Annotated in this window: 20 protein-coding genes, 1 riboswitch and 1 other annotated feature; of the genes, 2 read left to right on the top strand and 18 right to left on the bottom strand. The window is 40.7% G+C overall.

The window, feature by feature from the left end; genetic code table 11:
- Positions 1–143: 143 nt before the first annotated feature.
- From purF to ACX9YW_RS21175, 9 genes are all read right to left on the bottom strand, one after another.
- Complete coding sequence (gene purF / locus ACX9YW_RS21215; RefSeq protein ID WP_460350317.1) at positions 144–1,562, bottom strand: amidophosphoribosyltransferase; 1,419 nt, start codon at positions 1,560–1,562, stop codon at positions 144–146.
- Entirely contained in the window at positions 1,547–3,763 is a 2,217-nt protein-coding gene (gene purL / locus ACX9YW_RS21210) for a phosphoribosylformylglycinamidine synthase subunit PurL (RefSeq protein ID WP_460350315.1), read from the bottom strand. Before purL ends, purF begins: the two co-directional genes overlap by 16 nt.
- Complete coding sequence (gene purQ / locus ACX9YW_RS21205; RefSeq protein WP_460350313.1) at positions 3,747–4,433, bottom strand: phosphoribosylformylglycinamidine synthase subunit PurQ; 687 nt, start codon at positions 4,431–4,433, stop codon at positions 3,747–3,749. The genes purL and purQ overlap by 17 nt, the downstream gene beginning before the upstream one ends.
- Positions 4,430–4,684, bottom strand: coding sequence for a phosphoribosylformylglycinamidine synthase subunit PurS (gene purS / locus ACX9YW_RS21200; RefSeq protein WP_460350311.1), 255 nt, complete (start codon positions 4,682–4,684; stop codon positions 4,430–4,432). Before purS ends, purQ begins: the two co-directional genes overlap by 4 nt.
- Positions 4,677–5,396, bottom strand: coding sequence for a phosphoribosylaminoimidazolesuccinocarboxamide synthase (gene purC / locus ACX9YW_RS21195; RefSeq protein WP_460350309.1), 720 nt, complete (start codon positions 5,394–5,396; stop codon positions 4,677–4,679). Before purC ends, purS begins: the two co-directional genes overlap by 8 nt.
- A 57-nt stretch (positions 5,397–5,453) precedes the next feature.
- Positions 5,454–6,746 (bottom strand): adenylosuccinate lyase, encoded by a 1,293-nt coding sequence (purB, locus tag ACX9YW_RS21190; RefSeq protein ID WP_460350307.1) that lies wholly within the window; start codon positions 6,744–6,746, stop codon positions 5,454–5,456.
- A 117-nt stretch (positions 6,747–6,863) separates the two neighbouring features.
- Entirely contained in the window at positions 6,864–7,994 is a 1,131-nt protein-coding gene (purK, locus tag ACX9YW_RS21185; protein WP_460350349.1) for a 5-(carboxyamino)imidazole ribonucleotide synthase, read from the bottom strand.
- Positions 7,981–8,469, bottom strand: a complete 489-nt coding sequence (gene purE / locus ACX9YW_RS21180; protein ID WP_460350305.1) for a 5-(carboxyamino)imidazole ribonucleotide mutase — start codon at positions 8,467–8,469, stop codon at positions 7,981–7,983. Before purE ends, purK begins: the two co-directional genes overlap by 14 nt.
- A 122-nt stretch (positions 8,470–8,591) precedes the next feature.
- Positions 8,592–8,693, bottom strand: a riboswitch (purine riboswitch).
- 91 nt (positions 8,694–8,784) lie between these two features.
- Positions 8,785–8,982 carry an NETI motif-containing protein gene (locus tag ACX9YW_RS21175; RefSeq protein WP_460350303.1) on the bottom strand — a complete coding sequence of 66 codons (198 nt, stop codon included), beginning with the start codon at positions 8,980–8,982 and terminating at the stop codon, positions 8,785–8,787.
- 70 nt (positions 8,983–9,052) lie between these two features.
- Between ACX9YW_RS21175 and ACX9YW_RS21170 the strand changes: the two genes are divergently transcribed.
- The gene (locus ACX9YW_RS21170; protein ID WP_460350301.1) at positions 9,053–9,208 is read left to right on the top strand and encodes a hypothetical protein; all 156 of its coding nucleotides are present in this window, start codon (positions 9,053–9,055) and stop codon (positions 9,206–9,208) included.
- Positions 9,209–9,326: 118 nt separating this feature from the next.
- Positions 9,327–9,548: a binding site (T-box leader), on the top strand.
- Between the two features lie 391 nt (positions 9,549–9,939).
- On the top strand, positions 9,940–11,631 hold the full coding sequence (gene argS, locus ACX9YW_RS21165; RefSeq protein WP_460350299.1) for an arginine--tRNA ligase: 1,692 nt from the start codon (positions 9,940–9,942) through the stop codon (positions 11,629–11,631).
- Between the two features lie 47 nt (positions 11,632–11,678).
- Here argS and ACX9YW_RS21160 read toward each other — a convergent pair whose 3' ends face one another.
- From ACX9YW_RS21160 to ACX9YW_RS21120, 9 genes are all read right to left on the bottom strand, one after another.
- Positions 11,679–12,239: a maltose acetyltransferase domain-containing protein gene (locus ACX9YW_RS21160; RefSeq protein ID WP_460350347.1), complete on the bottom strand. Its 561-nt coding sequence runs from the start codon at positions 12,237–12,239 to the stop codon at positions 11,679–11,681.
- 11 nt (positions 12,240–12,250) lie between these two features.
- The gene (locus tag ACX9YW_RS21155; RefSeq protein WP_460350297.1) at positions 12,251–13,069 is read right to left on the bottom strand and encodes an SPL family radical SAM protein; all 819 of its coding nucleotides are present in this window, start codon (positions 13,067–13,069) and stop codon (positions 12,251–12,253) included.
- A complete protein-coding gene (locus tag ACX9YW_RS21150) occupies positions 13,059–13,574 on the bottom strand; it encodes a methylated-DNA--[protein]-cysteine S-methyltransferase (protein WP_460350295.1) in 516 nt (171 codons plus the stop codon). The genes ACX9YW_RS21155 and ACX9YW_RS21150 overlap by 11 nt, the downstream gene beginning before the upstream one ends.
- 24 nt (positions 13,575–13,598) lie before the next feature.
- Positions 13,599–16,196, bottom strand: coding sequence for an ABC transporter permease (locus tag ACX9YW_RS21145; RefSeq protein ID WP_460350293.1), 2,598 nt, complete (start codon positions 16,194–16,196; stop codon positions 13,599–13,601).
- Positions 16,193–16,876 (bottom strand): ABC transporter ATP-binding protein, encoded by a 684-nt coding sequence (locus ACX9YW_RS21140; RefSeq protein WP_460350291.1) that lies wholly within the window; start codon positions 16,874–16,876, stop codon positions 16,193–16,195. The genes ACX9YW_RS21145 and ACX9YW_RS21140 overlap by 4 nt, the downstream gene beginning before the upstream one ends.
- 93 nt (positions 16,877–16,969) lie before the next feature.
- Positions 16,970–17,974, bottom strand: coding sequence for a sensor histidine kinase (locus ACX9YW_RS21135; protein WP_460350345.1), 1,005 nt, complete (start codon positions 17,972–17,974; stop codon positions 16,970–16,972).
- Position 17,975: 1 nt separating this feature from the next.
- Positions 17,976–18,659, bottom strand: a complete 684-nt coding sequence (locus ACX9YW_RS21130) for a response regulator transcription factor (protein ID WP_460350288.1) — start codon at positions 18,657–18,659, stop codon at positions 17,976–17,978.
- A 96-nt stretch (positions 18,660–18,755) separates the two neighbouring features.
- A complete protein-coding gene (locus ACX9YW_RS21125) occupies positions 18,756–19,598 on the bottom strand; it encodes an undecaprenyl-diphosphate phosphatase (RefSeq protein WP_460350285.1) in 843 nt (280 codons plus the stop codon).
- 17 nt (positions 19,599–19,615) lie between these two features.
- On the bottom strand, positions 19,616–20,224 hold the full coding sequence (locus tag ACX9YW_RS21120) for a DedA family protein (RefSeq protein ID WP_460350283.1): 609 nt from the start codon (positions 20,222–20,224) through the stop codon (positions 19,616–19,618).
- Positions 20,225–20,603 lie beyond the last annotated feature (379 nt).

Raw genomic sequence — 20,603 nt, 5'->3', positions numbered from 1 at the left:
GGTCGGATTCCGACTTTTTTGAGTCGCATTCCGACTTTTTTTGGTAGCATTCCGACTTTTCCCGATCGCATTCCGACTTTTCAACAATTCAGTCACATTTTAACCCTTTTATCTCAAAAAAAGGGCTGGCACGGCCAACCCCATTAACATTTTCCTGAACCTGAACCTTGCAGCATATCTGGATAAATCTCCGTTGGGTACTTTCCGGTAAAACAAGCCAGACATAGCCCGCGAGTCTCGCCTTCCTCATTACGTCCAATCGCCTCAACCATACCCTCCGCCGATAAAAACGTAAGGGAATCCGCTTCGATTAGCTTGCGAATTTCCTCAATCGAATGGCTGGAAGCGATTAATTCTTCCCGGGTCGAGGTATCAATTCCATAAAAACAAGGATTTTGAATCGGTGGAGAACTGATCACAACATGGACCTCCGTTGCCCCTGCTTCTTTTAACATTCGAACGATCCGTTTACTAGTTGTTCCACGCACAATCGAGTCATCAACCATAATGACACGTTTTCCTTCGACAACGCCGCGAACGGGAGAAAGTTTCATTTTGACCCCCTGCTCACGTAATGATTGCGAAGGCTGAATAAACGTCCGACCGACATAACGATTTTTTATAAGACCCATTTCGTAAGGAATTCCTGAAGCTTCTGCATAACCAATCGCCGCTGAAATGCTGGAATCCGGTACACCGGTTACTACATCCGCCTCAATTGGCACTTCCATTGCTAGGCGTTTGCCTAAATTTTTCCGAGCCTTGTGGACATTGACGCCATTGATATTACTATCAGGGCGGGAAAAATAAATATATTCCATCGTGCACATTGCTTTCGTTGTGGTATAGGAGTACATTTCGGAATGAAGGCCTTCATCGTTGATAACCAGTAACTCACCCGGCAGTACGTCGCGTTCAAACTTAGCGCCAATAATATCGAAAGCACATGTTTCCGATGCGATGACATAACTGTCACCTAAACGACCAATGGACAACGGACGTAAACCATGTGGATCAAGCGCCACCATGAGCTCTGTTTCAGTCATGATTAAAAACGCATAAGCCCCTTTTAACATCGTTAAAGCGTTTTTCACGCGATCTTTCATTAACGTAAAGCCGCTTCGTTTAATTAAATGGGCAAGTACCTCTGTATCAGAGGACGTTTGAAAAATACTGCCTTGTGTTTCGAGTTGATGCCTTAACGGATTTGCATTGATTAAGTTACCGTTATGGGCAAGACCTAAGCTGCCACTTTGTGAATGGAACAAAAGGGGCTGAACATTTTCATAGCCCCCACCACCGGCAGTCGCATAACGAACATGACCGATGGCCGCTTTTCCCTTCATATCTTTCATTGCATCTGCGGTAAAGATTTCATTTACTAGTCCTTCACCTTTTAAGCCTTTTAGCACCTCACCATTGGTGACAACCATGCCGGTTCCCTCTTGACCGCGATGCTGAAGACTATGCAAGCCATAGTAAGTAATTTCAGCCGCATTTGGATGACCCCAAATCCCGAACACTCCACATTCCTCATTTAATCCTTTTATTTCAGCAAGCATGGAATGGCTCCTCTCCAAGCTTTTTCAAGCTCGGCTACTTGTGATAAAATCAGTGTCTCTTCGCCATGAGAAATTTTTAAAGAAGCAGAGTCAGTAACTTCACCAACTAGTTTCGCTGCATCTAGTAAACTTTCAAATTGCGCTTGATGTTCTTTTTTAACAGAAAGTAAAAAACGGGATTGTGACTCGCTGAATAGAGCTGAAATGGCATTTCCTTCAACTTGAACATCAGCGCCCAAGTTAGTTCCAAATAAACTTTCCGCAACGGCCACTGACAGTCCACCCTCAGCTAAATCATGCGCTGATTGAACGAGGCCTTGACGAATCGCCTCAAGTACTTGCTTTTGATGATTCGCTTCCACTTCAACATTCAGTTCAGGCGCTTTTCCGAAAATTCGACCGTAAGTCAGCTTCTGCAACTCGCTCCCGCCAAATTCATCTTTCGTTTCCCCGACTAAATAAATCAGGTCGCCAGCTTGTTTAAAGCTTTGCGTTGTTACATGCTCTAAGTCGGTCACTAAGCCGACCATTCCTACCACTGGGGTAGGGTAAACGGCTGTTCCGTTTGTTTCGTTGTATAACGAAACATTTCCTCCGATTACTGGAGTTCCAAAAGCAAGGCAGGCTTCACTCATACCATCGACCGCCTTTTCAAACTGCCAGAAGATTTCTGGTTTTTCCGGATTTCCAAAGTTTAGGCAGTCGGTAATCGCCAATGGTTCCGCTCCAGAGCAGACAATGTTTCGCGCTGCTTCCGCGACAGCAATTTTCCCACCAGTTTCCGGATCTAAATAGAGATAACGAGAATTACAGTCGGTCGTCATCGCTAATGCTTTACGGGTGCCGCGAATCCGGACAACCGCTGCATCTGACCCTGGTGACACAACGGTGTTCGTGCGCACCATATGATCGTATTGCTGGTAAACCCACTCTTTACTTGCAATCGTTGGCTGCTGCAAAAGCGCCAATAACGTTTCCTTATAATCATCGACCGCTGGAATATCGTTTGCCATCGATTGGAATTCTTCGAAATAGGCCGGAACCGCGGACTGCTTATGGTAAACCGGCGCTTCCTCGGCTAACGCATCAGCTGGCACTTCTGCTACTACTTCGCCGTGATGTACCAAGCGAAGCATTTTATCATCGGTTACCTGGCCAATCGCGACTGCTTCTAAGTCATATTTAGAAAATAGATCAACGATTTCTTGCTCGCTACCTTTCTTAACAACAATCAGCATACGCTCCTGAGATTCAGAAAGCATCATTTCATAAGCGGTCATTCCTGTTTCACGCTGTGGCACAAGGTCTAGGTTCATTTCAATACCCGAACCAGCCTTACTTGCCATTTCAGCTGAAGAGCTTGTTAGACCAGCTGCACCCATGTCTTGAATTCCGACTAAGGCGTCAGACTTTACTAACTCTAAGCAAGCTTCTAGTAAAAGTTTTTCCATGAACGGGTCGCCAACTTGAACCGCTGGGCGGTTTTCTTCAGAAGCGTCTGTTAACTCCTCTGAAGCAAAGGTTGCTCCGTGGATACCGTCACGTCCGGTTTTTGCCCCTACATACATAACCGTATTGCCGACACCGTGCGCTTGACCTTTTTTAATATCTTCGTGGTTAATTAAACCAACACACATGGCATTGACAAGTGGATTGCCTTCATAGGATGAATCAAATTGCACTTCTCCACCAACTGTTGGAATCCCGATACAATTTCCGTAGCCAGCGATACCAGCGACAACTTCTTCAAATAAATATTTCACGCGCGGTGACGTTAATTCACCAAAACGTAACGAGTTTAATAGGGCAATCGGGCGAGCCCCCATCGAAAATACATCGCGAATGATTCCACCGACACCGGTAGCTGCCCCTTGGTAAGGCTCAATGGCAGATGGGTGATTATGGCTTTCGATTTTAAATACTACAGCCTGGTTATCACCGATATCGACGATTCCGGCACCTTCACCAGGACCTTGGAGAACGCGTTCGCCTTTTGTTGGGAATCTTCTTAAGACTGGCTTGGAGTTCTTGTAACTACAATGCTCCGACCACATGACGGAAAAAAGTCCGGTTTCTGTGTAGTTCGGTAAGCGGCCAAGGATTATTTCAACCATCGCAAATTCTTCATCAGAAATACCCATTTCGCGGTAAAGTTTATCCTGTTTGATTTGTTCTACAGTTGGCTCAAGCTTTAACGACATGTGCTTCCCTCCAGCTTCTTACGATTGATTGGAAAAGTTTCAGTCCATCGGCACCGCCAAGCAGTGAATCGACCGCTCTTTCCGGGTGCGGCATCATACCAAGGACATTTCCTTTTTCGTTAGTAATTCCGGCAATATTTTCGATACTTCCGTTTGGATTAACATCTTCATAGGTGAAAACGATTTGGTTATTCGCTTTTAGGGTAGCTAAGGTTTCTTCATCACAATAGTAGTTGCCTTCACCATGTGCGATTGGAACAGTGATGACTTCACCTTGGCTATAAGCGCTTGTGAACATCGTTTCGTTCGTTTCGACCCTCAATTCCACCGGCTTACAGATAAACTTTAAGCTTTCGTTACGGCGCATCGCACCAGGTAAAAGTCCCGCTTCGAGTAAAATCTGAAATCCATTACACACGCCAAGAATCGGTTTACCCGCTTCCGCTGCTTTAATAATTTCCTTCATCACATTGCTAAACCGAGCAATTGCTCCGCAGCGCAGGTAGTCACCATAAGAAAAGCCGCCTGGTAAAAGGATTCCATCAAATCCTTCTAAGCTGTCCTGGTCATGCCATACATATTCCACTTCCTCGCCAAGCTCATCTTTAATCGCATGGTACATATCGACATCACAGTTTGAGCCTGGAAACACGATCACCGCGAATTTCACAGTGCAACACACTCCTCAATTTCAAATCGGAAATCTTCAATGACTGTGTTAGCTAGAAGTTTTTCGCATGCTTCTTTCACGACTTCTTCGACTGGTCTGTCTGATTTTTCGATTGTTAGCTCAAGGTACTTCCCAATGCGAACATCGGCGATTTCTGAGAAATTTAAGGTGTGAAGCGCATTTTTCACGGCAACTCCTTGTGGGTCTAATACACTTTCTCTTAACGTGACATATACCTTTACTTTAAACATGTGCTGCTCCCCCTAATTTCGCTAAGATTTTTTCATAAGCATCTGTTAATGAGCCTAAATTGCGACGGAATACATCTTTATCAAGTTTTTCGTTTGTATGGGCATCCCATAGGCGGCAAGTATCAGGTGAAATTTCATCCGCTAGCAAAATTTCGCCGTTTTCATTAATTCCGAATTCTAACTTGAAGTCTACTAAGGTAATCTCTAATTCTTTGAACAGTTCGGATAGGACTTCGTTTACTTGCAGGGCCTTTTGTTTTAAAATTTCAATTTGTTCCTTGGTAGCCAGTTGCAGTTCGAAGATGTGATCCTCGGTAAACAAGGGGTCCCCAAGTACATCATTTTTATAGTAAAATTCGACTAATGTTTGGCGTAGCTTTTGCCCCTCTGGAAGACCAGTTCTTTTAGCTAGACTGCCTGCCACGATATTACGGACAACCGTTTCTAATGGAATAATTTGAACCTTTTTCACTAATTGTTCAGTTGATGAGATTTTTTTTACAAAATGTGATTGGATTCCGCAGGTTTGAAGCTTTGAAAATAGTAAACTAGTAATCTCGTTATTTAAACGACCTTTGCCGGTGATTTCAGCTTTCTTCTCTCCGTTAAAAGCAGTGGCGGAGTCCTTGTATTCGACCCAAACAAGTGATTCGTCGTTTGTCGTATAAATTTTCTTAGCCTTGCCTTCGTATAGTAGCTGACCTTTTTCCACAGGGGATGCCTCCTAGGTTTTATATTGGTTACGAGGGGCACGGGCGGCCCCTTTCGTTTAAAGTCCTAGTCTTTCAAAAATGGTATCTACATGTTGTAGGTGGTATTTATAATCAAAGCAATCGGCCATTTCTTCAGGTGTAAGCTGTGTCGTAATGGTAGGATCGGCCTCAATTAAGGAACGGAATGGAACTTGTTTTTCCCAAGCCTCCATTGCTTTCGGCTGAACCGTGTCATAAGCTTCTTCTCTTGAGAAGCCTTTATCGATAAGGGCTAACAGGACACGCTGGGAGTATATAAGTCCAAGTGTGCGATCCATGTTGCGCTTCATGTTTTCTGGGAAAACTGTTAAGTTTTTTACGATGTTTCCAAAACGGTTTAGCATATAGTTTAAAGCAATGGTTGCATCTGGAATGATGATGCGCTCTGCCGATGAATGGGAAATATCGCGTTCATGCCAAAGTGGCACGTTTTCATAAGCGGTCATCATGTAACCGCGAATGACACGGGCGATACCAGTCATGTTTTCTGAACCGATTGGGTTGCGTTTGTGCGGCATTGCTGATGAACCCTTTTGACCTTTAGCGAAATATTCCTCCACCTCACGGGTTTCACTCTTTTGCAGGCTTCGGACTTCGACAGCGAATTTCTCGATTGATGTTGCTATTAATGCGATTGTCGACATGTACTGAGCATGGCGGTCGCGTTGTAATGTTTGCGTTGAGATTGGCGCCGCTTGTAAGCCTAGCTTTTCACATACATATTGCTCAACAAACGGGTCAATATTGGCATATGTTCCAACTGCACCAGAAATCTTTCCTACTTCAATGCCTGCAGCTGCCCCGTTAAAGCGTTCAAGATTACGTTTCATTTCTTCGTGCCAAAGGGCAAGTTTCAAGCCGAATGTGGTTGGCTCAGCATGAACTCCATGTGTCCGCCCCATCATGACGGTATATTTATGTTCTTGTGCCTTTTGTTTCAAGATTTCAACAAATGTTTCTAAGTCTTTTCGTAAGATCGTGTTGGCTTGTTTAATTAAGTATGAAAGAGCTGTATCAACCACATCTGTAGACGTTAATCCGTAATGTACCCATTTCTTTTCTTCACCGAGCGTTTCCGATACGGCGCGTGTGAAGGCGACGACATCATGGCGAGTTTCCTCTTCAATTTCTTTAATCCGATTGATGTCAAAGCTAGCCTGTTCGCGTAGCTTCGCAACATCCTGCTTCGGGATCACACCTAGCTCCGCCCAAGCCTCACAAGCCAAAATCTCTACCTCAAGCCAAGCCTGAAAGCGATTCTCCTCCGTCCAAATCGCACCCATCTCCGGGCGAGTATAACGATCAATCATAGTAAAATCCTCCAATTACTTTAGTACATTAAAGCGATGGGGGACAGTCCCCACTTGCTTTAACGCGTTAATGTGTGTGGGGACTGTCCCCACTTGCTTTAAAGTGTTAAAGTATTGTTATTTTGTCCAAATTTTGCTTTTTTGTATTTCGTTTAGGGCTTCTGTTGTGGTGTTTCTTAGTAGGGTGATGTGGCCCATCTTTCGTTTGGTTTTTGGCTCCTTTTTGCCGTAGAGATGAATTTTCCAGTCAACCGAGTTCGGAAGTTCACTCATTAAGCCGTCTAGATGTTCTCCTAATAGGTTGACCATAACGGCTGGTTTTAATAGCTTAGTACTTGCCAACGGCCAGTTGCAGATAGCGCGAATATGCTGTTCAAATTGCGAGGTTTCACATGCCTCAATGGTGTAATGGCCGGAGTTATGTGGCCGTGGGGCTAACTCGTTGATATAAATTTCTCCTTGATCCGTGACAAACATCTCAACCGCTAGCGTTCCGACTAAACCGAGTGAATCTGCTATTTGTTTCGCCTTCATTATAGCCTCTGCTTGAACTTCATCAGAAATTCTCGCTGGGACAATGGTTTGATGCAGGATATTTTCAACATGGATATTTTCCGCGACCGGGAAAAACGCTGTTTCCCCATCTAGCTTTCGCGTTACAATCACGGAAATCTCTTTTTCAAAAGGAATCCATTGCTCCAACACACATGGTCCATGTGCTAATAGAGGCTCACCAGCAGCTAAATCATTTGTTCCACGAATGACTAATTGTCCTTTTCCGTCATAACCGCCTCTTGACGTTTTTATCACGGCTGGAAAGCCGATTCTTTTTATTTTCCATACCAAGTCTTCCAATGTTTCAATAACCTCATAAGTTGCGACCTCCACACCAGCACGACGAATAGCGGCTTTTTCCTTTATCCGATCCTGTGTAACGGCTAACAACTTTGGCCCTTGCGGAACGTATGCCTGCTCACAAATCCACTCCAATGTACCTGCATCAATATTTTCAAATTCATATGTGATTACGTCACTAACTTCGGCTAATCGACTAATTGCCTTGCGATCATTATAGGCTCCAATTATTTCATAATCGGCCACCTGTCCACATGGTGAATCAGCGCTAGGTTCCAACACGGCTATGCGAAATCCTTGTGCCTTTGCAGCAAGTGCCATCATCCGTCCAAGCTGACCGCCGCCAATTATCCCAATTGTTGATCCGGGTAAAATTACTTTAGACAAGCTCATCACTACTTTCGAGAACTTCTTTTTTCGTTGTTTCACGTTTATTATCAAGCTTTCTAGCAAGCTCTAAATCTTCAATCGCTAAAATTTGGGCCGCCAAGAGACCTGCGTTCGTTGCACCCGCTTTACCAATTGCCACCGTTGCCACTGGCACTCCACCAGGCATTTGCACAATGGATAACAATGAATCCAAACCGTTTAGTGCCTTAGATTGCACCGGCACACCGATGACAGGAAGCGTTGTTTTGGCTGCGACCATACCTGGAAGATGCGCGGCCCCGCCTGCTCCAGCGATAATGACTTTAATGCCTCTTTCACGAGCCTGCTCTGCATAGGTAAACATTAAATCAGGTGTTCGATGAGCCGAAACGACCTTTTTTTCATAAGGGACCTCAAGCTGATCTAAAACATCACACGCATGGCGCATCGTTTCCCAATCTGACTTACTGCCCATAATCACGCCGACTTTATTTGTCATCCTATCATTTCCTCCCAATAAAAATACCCGGAACAAATAGCTATCTCTCAAAAAGAGAAAGCCATTTGCCCGGGCTAGAAGTTTTTATCACGTCAAATTAAGGGCTTGCCCTTAAGCTACCGAACATATTGACTTTCCCTTATAGTCCAATTCTTTACGGTAATTGGGTAGAAACTTCCGGGCCATATCCCCAGATATATATAAGGGTAAAGATAATTGATTCATTCCAACGCTTTTATCTTACCAATTCTGACACTTATGTGTCAACTAAAAACTCGAACATTACATTCCACCAAATAATCAATGTTCGTGTTTTCAGTCGATTAATTTAGCTTCAAAAACAATTTGCCGCCCAATTGGCTGATAACTTGTTTCATTACCGTTTTTCACTTCCTGAAAAATCGGCTTTTCTGTTCGACGAATTGGCATATAACCGGCTTTCTTCATCCGCTCTAAACAATCGGCGATACTTTCATTTTCTTCAACCTCAAATTGCATTTTGTTTTTACCCATTTGGAAACCTCACATTTTTTGAGTTAATAGAACCATAATAGCACACCTTAAAGCATATGGAGGTGATCGTATGCCACGCGGGAAAGAGCTCTCTCAATTACCAAAATCCAATATTAATGCTGATGCAGGAACTGACAAGGGAATAATGGGACTCGACGATTCTTATGGATTTGCTGGAGCCGAACGTCCTAAACCCAGCAATATAAAGAAAGAAACAAATCGATAACCAGAGAGAACTTTCTCTGGTTTTCGGCCAGCCCTCTTTTTAATATTTGCTAAATTGTTTAAAATAACAATTGTTGGCAAGATTATAGGAATGAGATATAATAAATAAAATTAATTATCAAAAATCAATGACAAAGAGAGTAGTTATTTGGACGTGAAAGCGAGCTGGGGACGGTGGAAGCCTAGTACGATTTTCAAATAATGAAGCGCACTTTGGAGATGCTTTCCTGAACATTTTAGTAGGGATGGCCGGGGAAAAACCTCGTTATCTAGTAAGCAGGTTCCTTTTTTTAGGAACAATTAGAGTGGTACCGCGGGATTTGATAACTCTCGTCTCTTTTTTAGAGACGGGAGTTTTTTATTTTGGGGAATTTGTGTGAGATATCTGATATTTCTTCGCGAAATATGACGATTTTTAGTAAAAACAAGCTCATTTTTAGCAAAAGTATTAATTTTCGAGCAAAATGGTGAAATCAATTGAAATTTTATGTCCAACTTTCATGACATATGCCCGACTTTGAAGATATATTTCCAACTTTTAAAGTATATGCCCAACTTTCGAACACTTATTTCCAACTTTTAAAATATATGCCCAACTTTTGAGCACTTATTTCCAACTTTTAAAATATATGCCCAACTTTGAGCACTTATTTCCAACTTTTAAAATATATGCCCAACTTTTTCAGTCAAAACCAACTGCCCAAAATATCACACTTTAAGGAGGAAAACAAAATGAATTACGCAGCAGAATTTGCCTATGCACTTCATCAAATTCTACAACAAGAGCTTGACCTTGCCACCATCGAGCAACTTATCGAAAAGCCCAAAAACTCAACATTCGGAGACTATGCCTTCCCATGCTTCCAGCTGGCCAAAACGCGCAAACAAGCACCGCCGCTTATCGCAAAACAAATCAGTGAGGAAATCTCCTCACCGCTCATTGAAAAAGCAGAAGCAGTTGGCGGTTATGTGAATGTTTTTCTTAACAAACAGACTGTTACTGGGCAAGTGCTTAGCACTATCGTAGACCAACAACAAAACTACGGATCATCCAACATCGGTGAAAACAAGGTTGTCACGATTGATATGTCTTCACCAAATATTGCTAAGCCGTTTTCAATGGGTCACTTACGTTCAACTGTGATCGGAAATGCATTAGCAACGATTTATCAAAAGTGCGGTTACGAAACGGTAAAAATCAATCATCTTGGTGATTGGGGCACTCAGTTTGGAAAATTAATAACCGCTTATAAAAAATGGGGTGACGAGCAAAAAGTAACAAGCAATCCGATTAAGGAACTGCTTGCCCTATATATCCACTTCCATGAAGAAGCTGAAAAGGATCCAACCTTAGAAGATGAAGGTCGCGCCTGGTTTAAGCGGCTAGAGGATGGCGATGAGGAAGCACACAAACTCTGGAGCTGGTTCCGCGATGAGTCGCTGCAGGAATTCTCAAAAATCTATAAGCTGCTTCAGGTCGATTTCGACTCGTTTGCCGGCGAAGCTTTTTACAATGATAAAATGGACATCATCGTCGAGTTACTCGAAAAACAAGGCCTTCTTGTAGAATCGGACAATGCAATGGTCGTCGAGCTTGACGATGAAAATCTACCGCCTTGCCTAATCAAAAAATCCGATGGGGCAACGCTTTATGCAACTCGTGACTTGGCCGCTGCCTATTACCGAAAAAATAATTACCATTTCTCCCAAGCCTTATATGTTGTTGGAAACGAGCAAAGTCTCCATTTTAAACAACTAAAAGGCGTGTTACGGAAAATGAACTACGATTGGGCGGATCAGCTTGTCCATATTCCATTCGGGATGATGCTTAAAGACGGTAAAAAAATGTCGACTCGTAAAGGGAAAGTCATTTTATTGGAGGAAGTATTGGCGGAATCCATTTCACTGGCAACGAAAAACATTGAAGAAAAGAATCCAAACCTAGCTAATAAAGACGTGGTTGCTAAACAGGTTGGTGTTGGGGCCGTTATTTTCCACGACCTGAAAAATTTCCGCATGAATGACATTGAATTCTCTCTTGAAGATATGCTTCGATTCGAAGGGGAAACCGGTCCGTACATTCAATATACTCATGCACGGGCGTGGTCGATTTTACGTAAAGGAAATTGGAATGGAATCAGCAAATCAGAAATTAATTTCGCTGACCCACATCATTGGGAGATCGTGTCGCTTCTAAAGGACTTCTCAGATGTGATCGAATCGTCTTTAATAAAATACGATCCATCACACATTGCTAAGTATGCGATTGAGCTAGCTAGAGCCTTTAACCAGTATTACGGTGTGGTACGAATATTAGAAGAGGATGCAGAAAAACAGTCACGATTAGCCCTTGTCTATGGCCTTACTGTAGTCCTTCAAGAATCGTTAAGATTGCTTGGAATTGAAGCACCTCAAGAAATGTAAAAAAAGGAAGAACACACTATTGGAACAAGATGTGTTCTTCCTTTTTATTATATTTCTATATGTTTAATCATTTTCGCCGGATTCCCGCCAACTACAACATTGTCTGGGACATCTTTTGTCACCACGGCACCCGAAGCAATCACAATATTATTACCAATCGTTATCCCCGGATTAATCACGGATCTTCCACCAATCCAAACATTATCACCGATTTTAACTGGTTTACCGTATTCGATCCCGGAAATCCTTTCTAAAGGATGGACCGGATGGGTAGCCGTATAGATGTGAACCCCAGGAGCGATAAAGCAATTATCCCCAATGCGAATTTCACAAACATCTAAAAAGACGCAGTCAAAATTGGCGTAAAAATTTTCACCAACATGAATGTTATAGCCATAATCACAACGGAAATTTGGTTCAATGTAAATTTTTTCACCAGTAGAACCAAAGAGCTCTTTCAACTGTTCACTTCGTTTATGTTCTTCCGTTTCTAAGGTTGCATTATACAATCTAGTCAGTCTTCTGGCGTTCATTCGATCTTCTAGTAAAGTAGGGTCGGCTGGATCATACATTTCACCAGCTAACATTTTTTCCTTTTCTGTCATCAGATAAAATCTCCTTAAGGTAAAAAGCCAGTTTGGCTAATATAGATTTGGTCGTCCGCAAATTGTTTTCGAAGTCTTTCTTCTACTATACGATAAGCATCCGCAGAATACCAATCTACCGCCCCTAATCTCTTATAGATAGATTCTACTCCAAGAGTCTTTGTCCGTTTGCCCCCACTACCGTCACCCATAAAGTAGTCATCGATGCATACCCGATTAACCAGTTCGGCAAGCATTTCCGGAAAGTCCTCACTACTAGGTAAAATGGGAGCAATCGTAGCCTGTGTCGGGACACCTGCTTCTTTTAATAATTGCAAGGTTTTTAACCTTGCCTGAACCGGTGGGGCCGCAGGGGTAAATTCTTTTCGAATATCCTCTCGGTCCGTTTCAATTGTCATGCTTACACGAACCTGATTCCCTAATGCCAGTAACAAATCGATATCCCTACTAACCAAAGGGCTTCTTGTCTGAACCAATAAAAAATCGGGTGGGTTATCTACTATTACCTTTAATATGGATCGTGTTATTTCTTCTTTTGATTCAATCGGCTGATATGGATCTGTACTCGATGACATGAAGATAGTAACCTTACCTTTGGCTTTGACTCGCTTCAATTCCTTTTCAAGCAACTCCGCAGCACCATTCTTCACATCAACCCAAGTCCCCCATTCATTCCCGCGAAATAGAGCGACTGGCATCCTTCGAACATAACAATAGGAGCACGCAAACGAACATCCCGAATACGGGTTCAAAGAATGCGTATATCCTTCTAAGTAACCTGTTCCTTTATTCAAAAGGGACTTAGGACTTTTATAAAAAAACTCAGTTTTCATGAGCCTTTTCTAATTCCAAAAGCATTTCTTTCATATCTAATCCACCACGAAACCCCGTCAGCTTGCCATTTTTCCCAATGACCCGATGACATGGTACTGATATTAAGACTGGATTTGCCCCAATTGCCGCGCCAACAGCCCGCACAGCACTTGGCTTTTCAATTCGATTCGCAATATCGGAATAGGTTTGAATGCCCCCATAAGGAATCTCACATAATGCTTGCCAAACGGCTTGTTGAAATGGGGTTCCACGTAAATCGGAAGGGGCATGAAACTCCTTTCGCCGGCCTTGAAAATATTCTAAAAGTTCTCCTAAATATGGCTGCAATTTTTCATCATCCTGAACCAACTCGCCACTTGGAAAATGTTTCTTAACCCAAGTTACGACCTCGTCGAATGGATGATTCAAGGAGCCAATGAAGCATATTCCCTTTTCGGTTGCCGCCACATACAGCTTCCACTTATCGAAATTTAACAATGACCAGTAAATGATAGGTTTTGACATTTTACGCCCCTCCGATTTAAGAATCTATATACTTTCTTGCCGCAATGCATCGATGATATTCTCTTTTTTCACCTTTGAACTCGAATAGATCATTGCAGAAGCTACGATAAAAAAGATGGCTACTATTACATATACGATACTGAGCCAAGGTAATGTAAATCCATATTCAAATGTTCCCCCTATCGACCGATAGATTAATAACATAACACCGAAACTTAAAGGTAACCCATATAGAAGGGCCTTTAATCCATAGAAAATACTTTCATAATGAATCATTTTGTTAAAGCCTTTTGGTGTCATACCAATCGACCGTAGCATCGCAAATTCACGCTTTCGAAGCGATATACTTGTAGAAATGGTGTTAAAGATATTGGCTACTGATATTAAAGAAATCAAAACGATAAAACCATAGGTAAATACTGACATCAACATAATCAACTGCTCTTCATTTTGCTTTTCTTGATGTAAATTGTTCACACTAATATAGGGATTATTCATCGCCTCTAATTTTTCCTGCGTCTTCATCGGATCAAAGCTTTTTAAATATAATGCTTCGTTCCACATTTTATCTTGCTTCTGCAACACTGGTAATGAATTCAACAAGGAATTGGGGATAATCATCATTAATACGCCAGGAGCAGATTGGAAATCCCCTAATGGAATTTGTTTCGTTAAGTACCCTATTTTCATTTTACCAACTAATAGATCATCGCTAGTTTCTGAATCTATCGTATATAAATCAATCGATTGGCCTGGTTTTGCATGAATCGTTTTCGTTTCTATAAATTTACGGGAATCATATTCTTGATATTTGATTTGATCAATTACAATTGCGGCTGGTTCACTTGTACTAAGGTTATCAAAGTCAGCACCTATTTGCTTCGCATATTTTTTAAAACTGCTATCATCTAGAACCATGAAGAAAATATTAAAAGGGTATCTTCCTTCTTTTAAGGAAATTTGTTGTTTTCTTACCTCTTCTTTGTACTTCTCAGGAACTAGAGATTCCTCTATCCAAGTATTTAAATAAACCCTTCTATTTAAACTAACCTCGGATACAGTCTCTAAATCAGCAACCTCACGATATAAATCCTCATTAATATCGCCATCCGAATATATCCTTATATCATAATTGATTCCGTCTTGAGACATTTCTAGCGATTTTTTCAAATTAGACGTAAAAAACGACACCGATAAAAATAGGACAATACTAATAATCAGTGAAAAGACGGTTGCTTGGTAGCGTTTCCGATGTCTTTTCAAATTTTTCAAACCGATTTCTGCTTCAATTCCAAATAATTTACGAATTAGCTTAGATGTCTTAACAGCCTTACCAGAAAGCTTTACATCCTGCGTTTGCCGTATCGCATCAATTGCAGAGATTTTTGATGCCTTTCTTGCAGGGATAAACGTAGAAATAAAGATGGTCACGACAGAAACAATACTGGAAACAATAATCGAATAAGGTGTAACGATAACCTCTAATCTTTCTGATGTTCCAAAAGCGCCCAAAGCTCCTCCGATATAATGATTGATAAATATAAAGGTAACCCCTATACCGATAAGACCAGCGGCAATTCCGATCGGTATGCTTATTGCACCAACGATCATCCCTTCAAAAAAGACAGAGTTACGCTTTTGCATCTTTGTTGCCCCCACACTGGCAAGCATCCCTAAATGCCTCGCACGCTCCGAAACACTAATTGCAAACGCATTGTAAATCAATGCCACCGAACCAATAATGATAACGGTCATAATGATGGCTGTTAATGAGAAAAGTGTTTTTCTTAAACCATCATTATTGGTCACTCCATAATACCGAAGCAACTCGCTATTAAACTTAACCATCTCAATCCTATTTTGAGCAACTAGGTTATCTGCATGATCATATAAGGATTGATCCACCTTCTTCAACACAACAACCGCATCCATACGATTATCGGGCGAATGATGACTTTGATCAACAAAACCTACGATTGTATATCCCGGAGACCAAGGCGGCTCCCAACTTGGCATTTTGATAAAACCAACAATCGTAAAGGTTTTTTTATCTTCAATCCTAAATGTTTCTGTTATCTGACCATTTTCTCTTTGCAAAGGTTCATTTTGGGTCAGTACCGTTTTAATATCTGTCCCATTCAAATAACGATTACCGATTTCTAAGTTTAATTGCCCACCAAGCTGATAGTCCTTTTGGGTAACACGAAGAATTTCCTCAGATACCAAGATTTCATTAGGATTCTTTGGCAGTCGCCCTTTTGTTAATGTAATTGGAAAACTTGTTAGACCGGCCTGATTATATTCCTTGATAAAAAGATAGGGTCTATTTTCTGGTAACCCTTCTAGTTTGGCATATCCCCGGTCATTAGCAAGAATGATTTTCTTTGTAGCCTCATCGTTTTTAATCGCATCGATTTGATCTTTATTGACATTTTTATATTGAACATGCCATTCTCCATAATTGGCAATCGTTTGCCTTTTCATCAAATCCAAAAAAGAAACTCCCAATGTCGCTACGGCTGTCACCATGGCAACCGAAATAATGACACCAATAATGGTAACTAGTGTTCTTCTTTTATTCTCCCGCATATGCCTGATGGTTACTTTGTTCATGATATTCATAGACGAATCACCTCGTCCCTTACAAGCCTACCATCTTCAATGGCAATAATTCGGTCAGCTTGTAAGGCAATCCGTTCATCATGAGTAATCACAATTAATGTCTGATTATAGGTTTTATTAAACATTTTCAGTAATTCCATGATTTCGCTACTATTTTGACTATCAAGATTTCCGGTCGGCTCATCGGCAAGAATAATCGCGGGATTGCTTATTAACGCCCTTCCTATCGAAACGCGTTGCTGTTGGCCACCGGATAGCTGATTGGGTAAATGATTCAGTCGGTTTTGCAAGCCTAAAATCTGAACAATCTTCTCTAAGTGCTTTTTATCGACCTTATGCTGATCTAAAAGCATCGGAAGGGTGATATTTTCTTCAACTGTCAAAATCGGGATTAGATTATAAAATTGATAAATCAACCCAATCTGCCGACGTCTAAAGATCGCTAATTGCGTTTCATTTAGCTTGTACATATCGGTGCTGTCGACCAAAACCTGCCCACTTGTTGGCCGGTCAACTCCACCGAGCAAATGCAATAACGTCGACTTACCTGAACCCGATGGCCCGATAATGACCAAAAACTCGCCCTTTTTAACAGAAAATGAGATATCATCTAATGCTTTAACAGCGGTATCTCCCTTGCCATAGATTTTAGACAGATTTTTAATTTCTAATATGTTCATAAAATAAACCTCCATATGATGATGCCTTCAGTATATCTGCCTAAAATGACTATAGGGTGACTGTTAAGTGACAATTTAGTCACTCAACTAAAATTAGATAATTCGTTTATAAAATTTAATGTGAAACCTAGTTCCCATACCTATTTCACTACTTACTTCAATATATCCGCTCTGAGCTGTGACAATGCTATTTGCCATTGCTAAACCAATTCCTACGCTATCCTCTCCGGCATTTTCCCCTTTATAAAAACGCTTGAAAATGTAAGGAAGATCTTTTTTACTGATTCCTTTTCCATTGTCCTCAATGATAATCGAAGTATACAAAGGGTTATCCGAAAAAGATACGACGATTTCTCCACCTTCAGGGGTATGTTCGACGCAATTTTTAAGAATATTGATAATAGCTTCGGTTGTCCACTTCAAATCACCTTGGAATGAGACATCCATTTCGCCTTGGATGAGGAACGATTGTTGCTTAATGTCCATTGGAATGAGCACCGTTTCGATTGCTTTATTTAGCAATTGCTGAACAAATACCTGATCTTTTTTAAATGAAATGGTACCAGCATCAATTTTCGAAAGCTTTAATAAAGAAGACACAAGCCATTCCATTCTTTCTAATTGAACCCGAATACTGTGAGTAAACTCCTGTCTTTTGGTTTCATTTAGGTTCGCATCACTTAACAAATCAGCCATCATCAGCATGGAAGTCAGCGGTGTTTTGATTTGATGCGAAATATCAGAAATCGCGTTCGTTAACTTCTTTTTATCCTCTTTTAGTAAAGTACCATGTTCAGAAAGCATCAGATTGACTTTATAAATTTCGCTTTTTAAAATACTTAGCTCTCCTTCATGGTTGTCGCGGACATCTAAGGAGTAATCGCCGTTAGCGATACGCCTTAGGTATTTAGACAGGTTTTCAATTTCGCGGTAGCGCCATGCAGTGAATAGCAGGCTACAGCTAATCAATAAAGCTGCTGTTATTAGGATTAGTAACCCTGCTTTTATTGAAAAAAGATAGGCCCCAGACATAAAAGCTATAACACTTATGATTCCTAAGATTAAAAGATATACGCGAATTTCTCCGTTTCGAAACAGCCTAATCACCCACCTTATACCCTAATCCACGGATTGTTTTGATGATGGTTGGATTTTGTGGGTTATCTTCGAGTTTTTCTCTTAATCTCTTAATATAGACAGTTAATGTGTTATCATTTACAAAATCCCCGGCTACATCCCAAATTCGCTCTAATAATTGGCTCCTTGTTAAAACTTGTCCAATATGATTGGCAAATATCAGAAATAATCGGTACTCCAAGGCTGTCACAGTGACCTCCACACCATTTTTATAGATTTTCCCTTCTAAGGTATTGATTTTAATATTATCAATTACGATGACAGATTTGGACTGGCTTTGCTTATCGTACCTGCGAAGAACAGATTTTATTCTCGACATTAGTTCACGAATTCGAAACGGCTTCGTAATATAATCATCTGCACCCATATCTAGCCCCAACACGACATTTACTTCATCATCGAAGGCAGTTAGAAAGATGACAGGCTTATCAGAGCGCTCTTTAACAAGCGAACATAAATCATAACCACTTCCGTCAGGCAACGATAAATCAAACAAACATAATTCAATTTCATCTAATTTATTTAATAGTACATTTTTTGCCGATTCAACATTTACACAAAGAATCGTTTGATACCCCTCCTGCTGTAGGGAATACTCAAGTCCCGTAGCAATTGTTCGATCATCCTCCACTAGTAAAATCATCATATCAACGCACCCTGCCATATTTTTCATATTTCTTTCATTTTAACAAAAAAAACTATGTCTAAAGCAACTTTTGCTGCTCCAAACATAGTTTCTATATTAGAAATAAACAAAAAAGATAATGGCTGCTAATACAATCCGGTAAATCGCAAATGGCACTAGCTTGATTTTATTAATTAGTTTCAAGAAAAAACGGATGGAAATCAAAGCAAAAACAAAGGCACTGATAAATCCAGCAATAAAAAATGGTAAAGCATCCATTGTGAAGTACTCCCAGTTTTTCACTAATGAAATCAAACTTGCTCCCGCCATAATTGGAACGGCCATAATGAAGGTAAAATCAGCAGCAGCACGGTGACTTAAACCAATTAGTACCCCACCTGAAATCGTCGAGCCAGAACGGGAAAATCCTGGCCATAACGAAAAGCATTGAATCAGTCCAACCGTAAACGCTTGTTTATAGGTAATTTGATCAACTGTTTCCACTTTCGGGCCCTTTCTCTTGCCACTAAAATAGTCTGCGATAATCATTAGAATCGCACCAAGTACTAATCCAACTAACACTGTCTTCGTCGAAAATAAATATTCATCAATGTAATCTTCAGTCAGAACGCCTAACAGTCCAGCAGGTATCAATCCAACAATAACTGTTGTAAGTTTAAGTGACCCTTGAGTATGACCATCCACATTTTTAACTTTTCTTTTTAGACCAAACATTTCAAGAAATCGGTCAAAGAATACAATCACTACCGCCAATATCGAACCAAGTTGAATAACGACCTTAAAAGTATTTGCGACATACATAGAACCCAACATTTCTTTCGTTTGGAGCCACATATCATCGACAATAATCATGTGACCTGTTGAAGATACAGGTGCAAATTCAGTTATCCCCTCAACTAGCCCTAAAATAATAGCTTTAATTATCATTAATAAATCCATCAGTATTAAATTCTCCTTTAAACTTTTCTCTTTTTACGAATAAACCAAACAATAAATAAAATGATACCCACTGCAATTACTGCATAAGAAATATTAGAATAAACGTCCATAAAGTTTACAATATCTTCCCAATTTTCTCCTACAGCCGCACCAACCAGTACCAAAATGATATTCCAAATTAACGTCCCTATCGTCGTAAATAGCAAAAACAAAGGAAATTTCATTTGTGACATTCCAGCAGGAATCGAAATCAAGCTTCGAATTAACGGAATCATCCGGCAAAATAGAACCGTCCAATATCCATATTTATCAAACCAAGCATCCGCTTTACGAATATCTTCTTTTGTCACTCGTAAAATATGTCCCCAGCGGTCAATAATTTTCTCTAACTTATCTACATTTAATAGATACCCAATTCCATATAAGATCACAGCTCCAACCACCGAACCCAATGTTGCGGCTATAATGACACCCACTACTGTTAATTTCGTATATGTTGTCATAAATCCACCAAATGTCAAAATAACCTCAGAAGGAATTGGCGGAAAAACATTTTCTAACGCAATCATTAAAAAAACACCAAAATAACCAAATTGCTCCATTATATCTGTAATCCAATTTTGCACTTTGTACCTCCATAAAATTATGCAACTAGTAATGCTTGCTCTAAAATCATTACATTTTTTATTGTACCAAAAAACACTATGAAACCTATACAAATAAATGGATAAAGATTCTTAAGAATTTCTTAATATAAGGGGCTTTATTTTTTCGTACCTTTGTGGACACAAGTTCCGTTATTTCCCCAAAAAGGTATCTTGTTTGCCTTAAAGATTACGAATAACGGATTCTATGTCCGCAAAAGTTCAAAATAAGGTCGTTTTACGCTAAATAGCGGACCGTATGTCCAACAAGATTCGCTTTATTGCAAACTTCTCATGAAAACACAAAAAAAACAACCCTTCCGGGTTGTTTTCAATTTGCCTGGCGACGTCCTACTCTCAC

This window comes from Pseudoneobacillus rhizolycopersici, from assembly GCF_054786815.1.
Note: the sequence above shows the minus strand (reverse complement) of the source record. Positions and strands in the feature narration are given on the sequence as shown.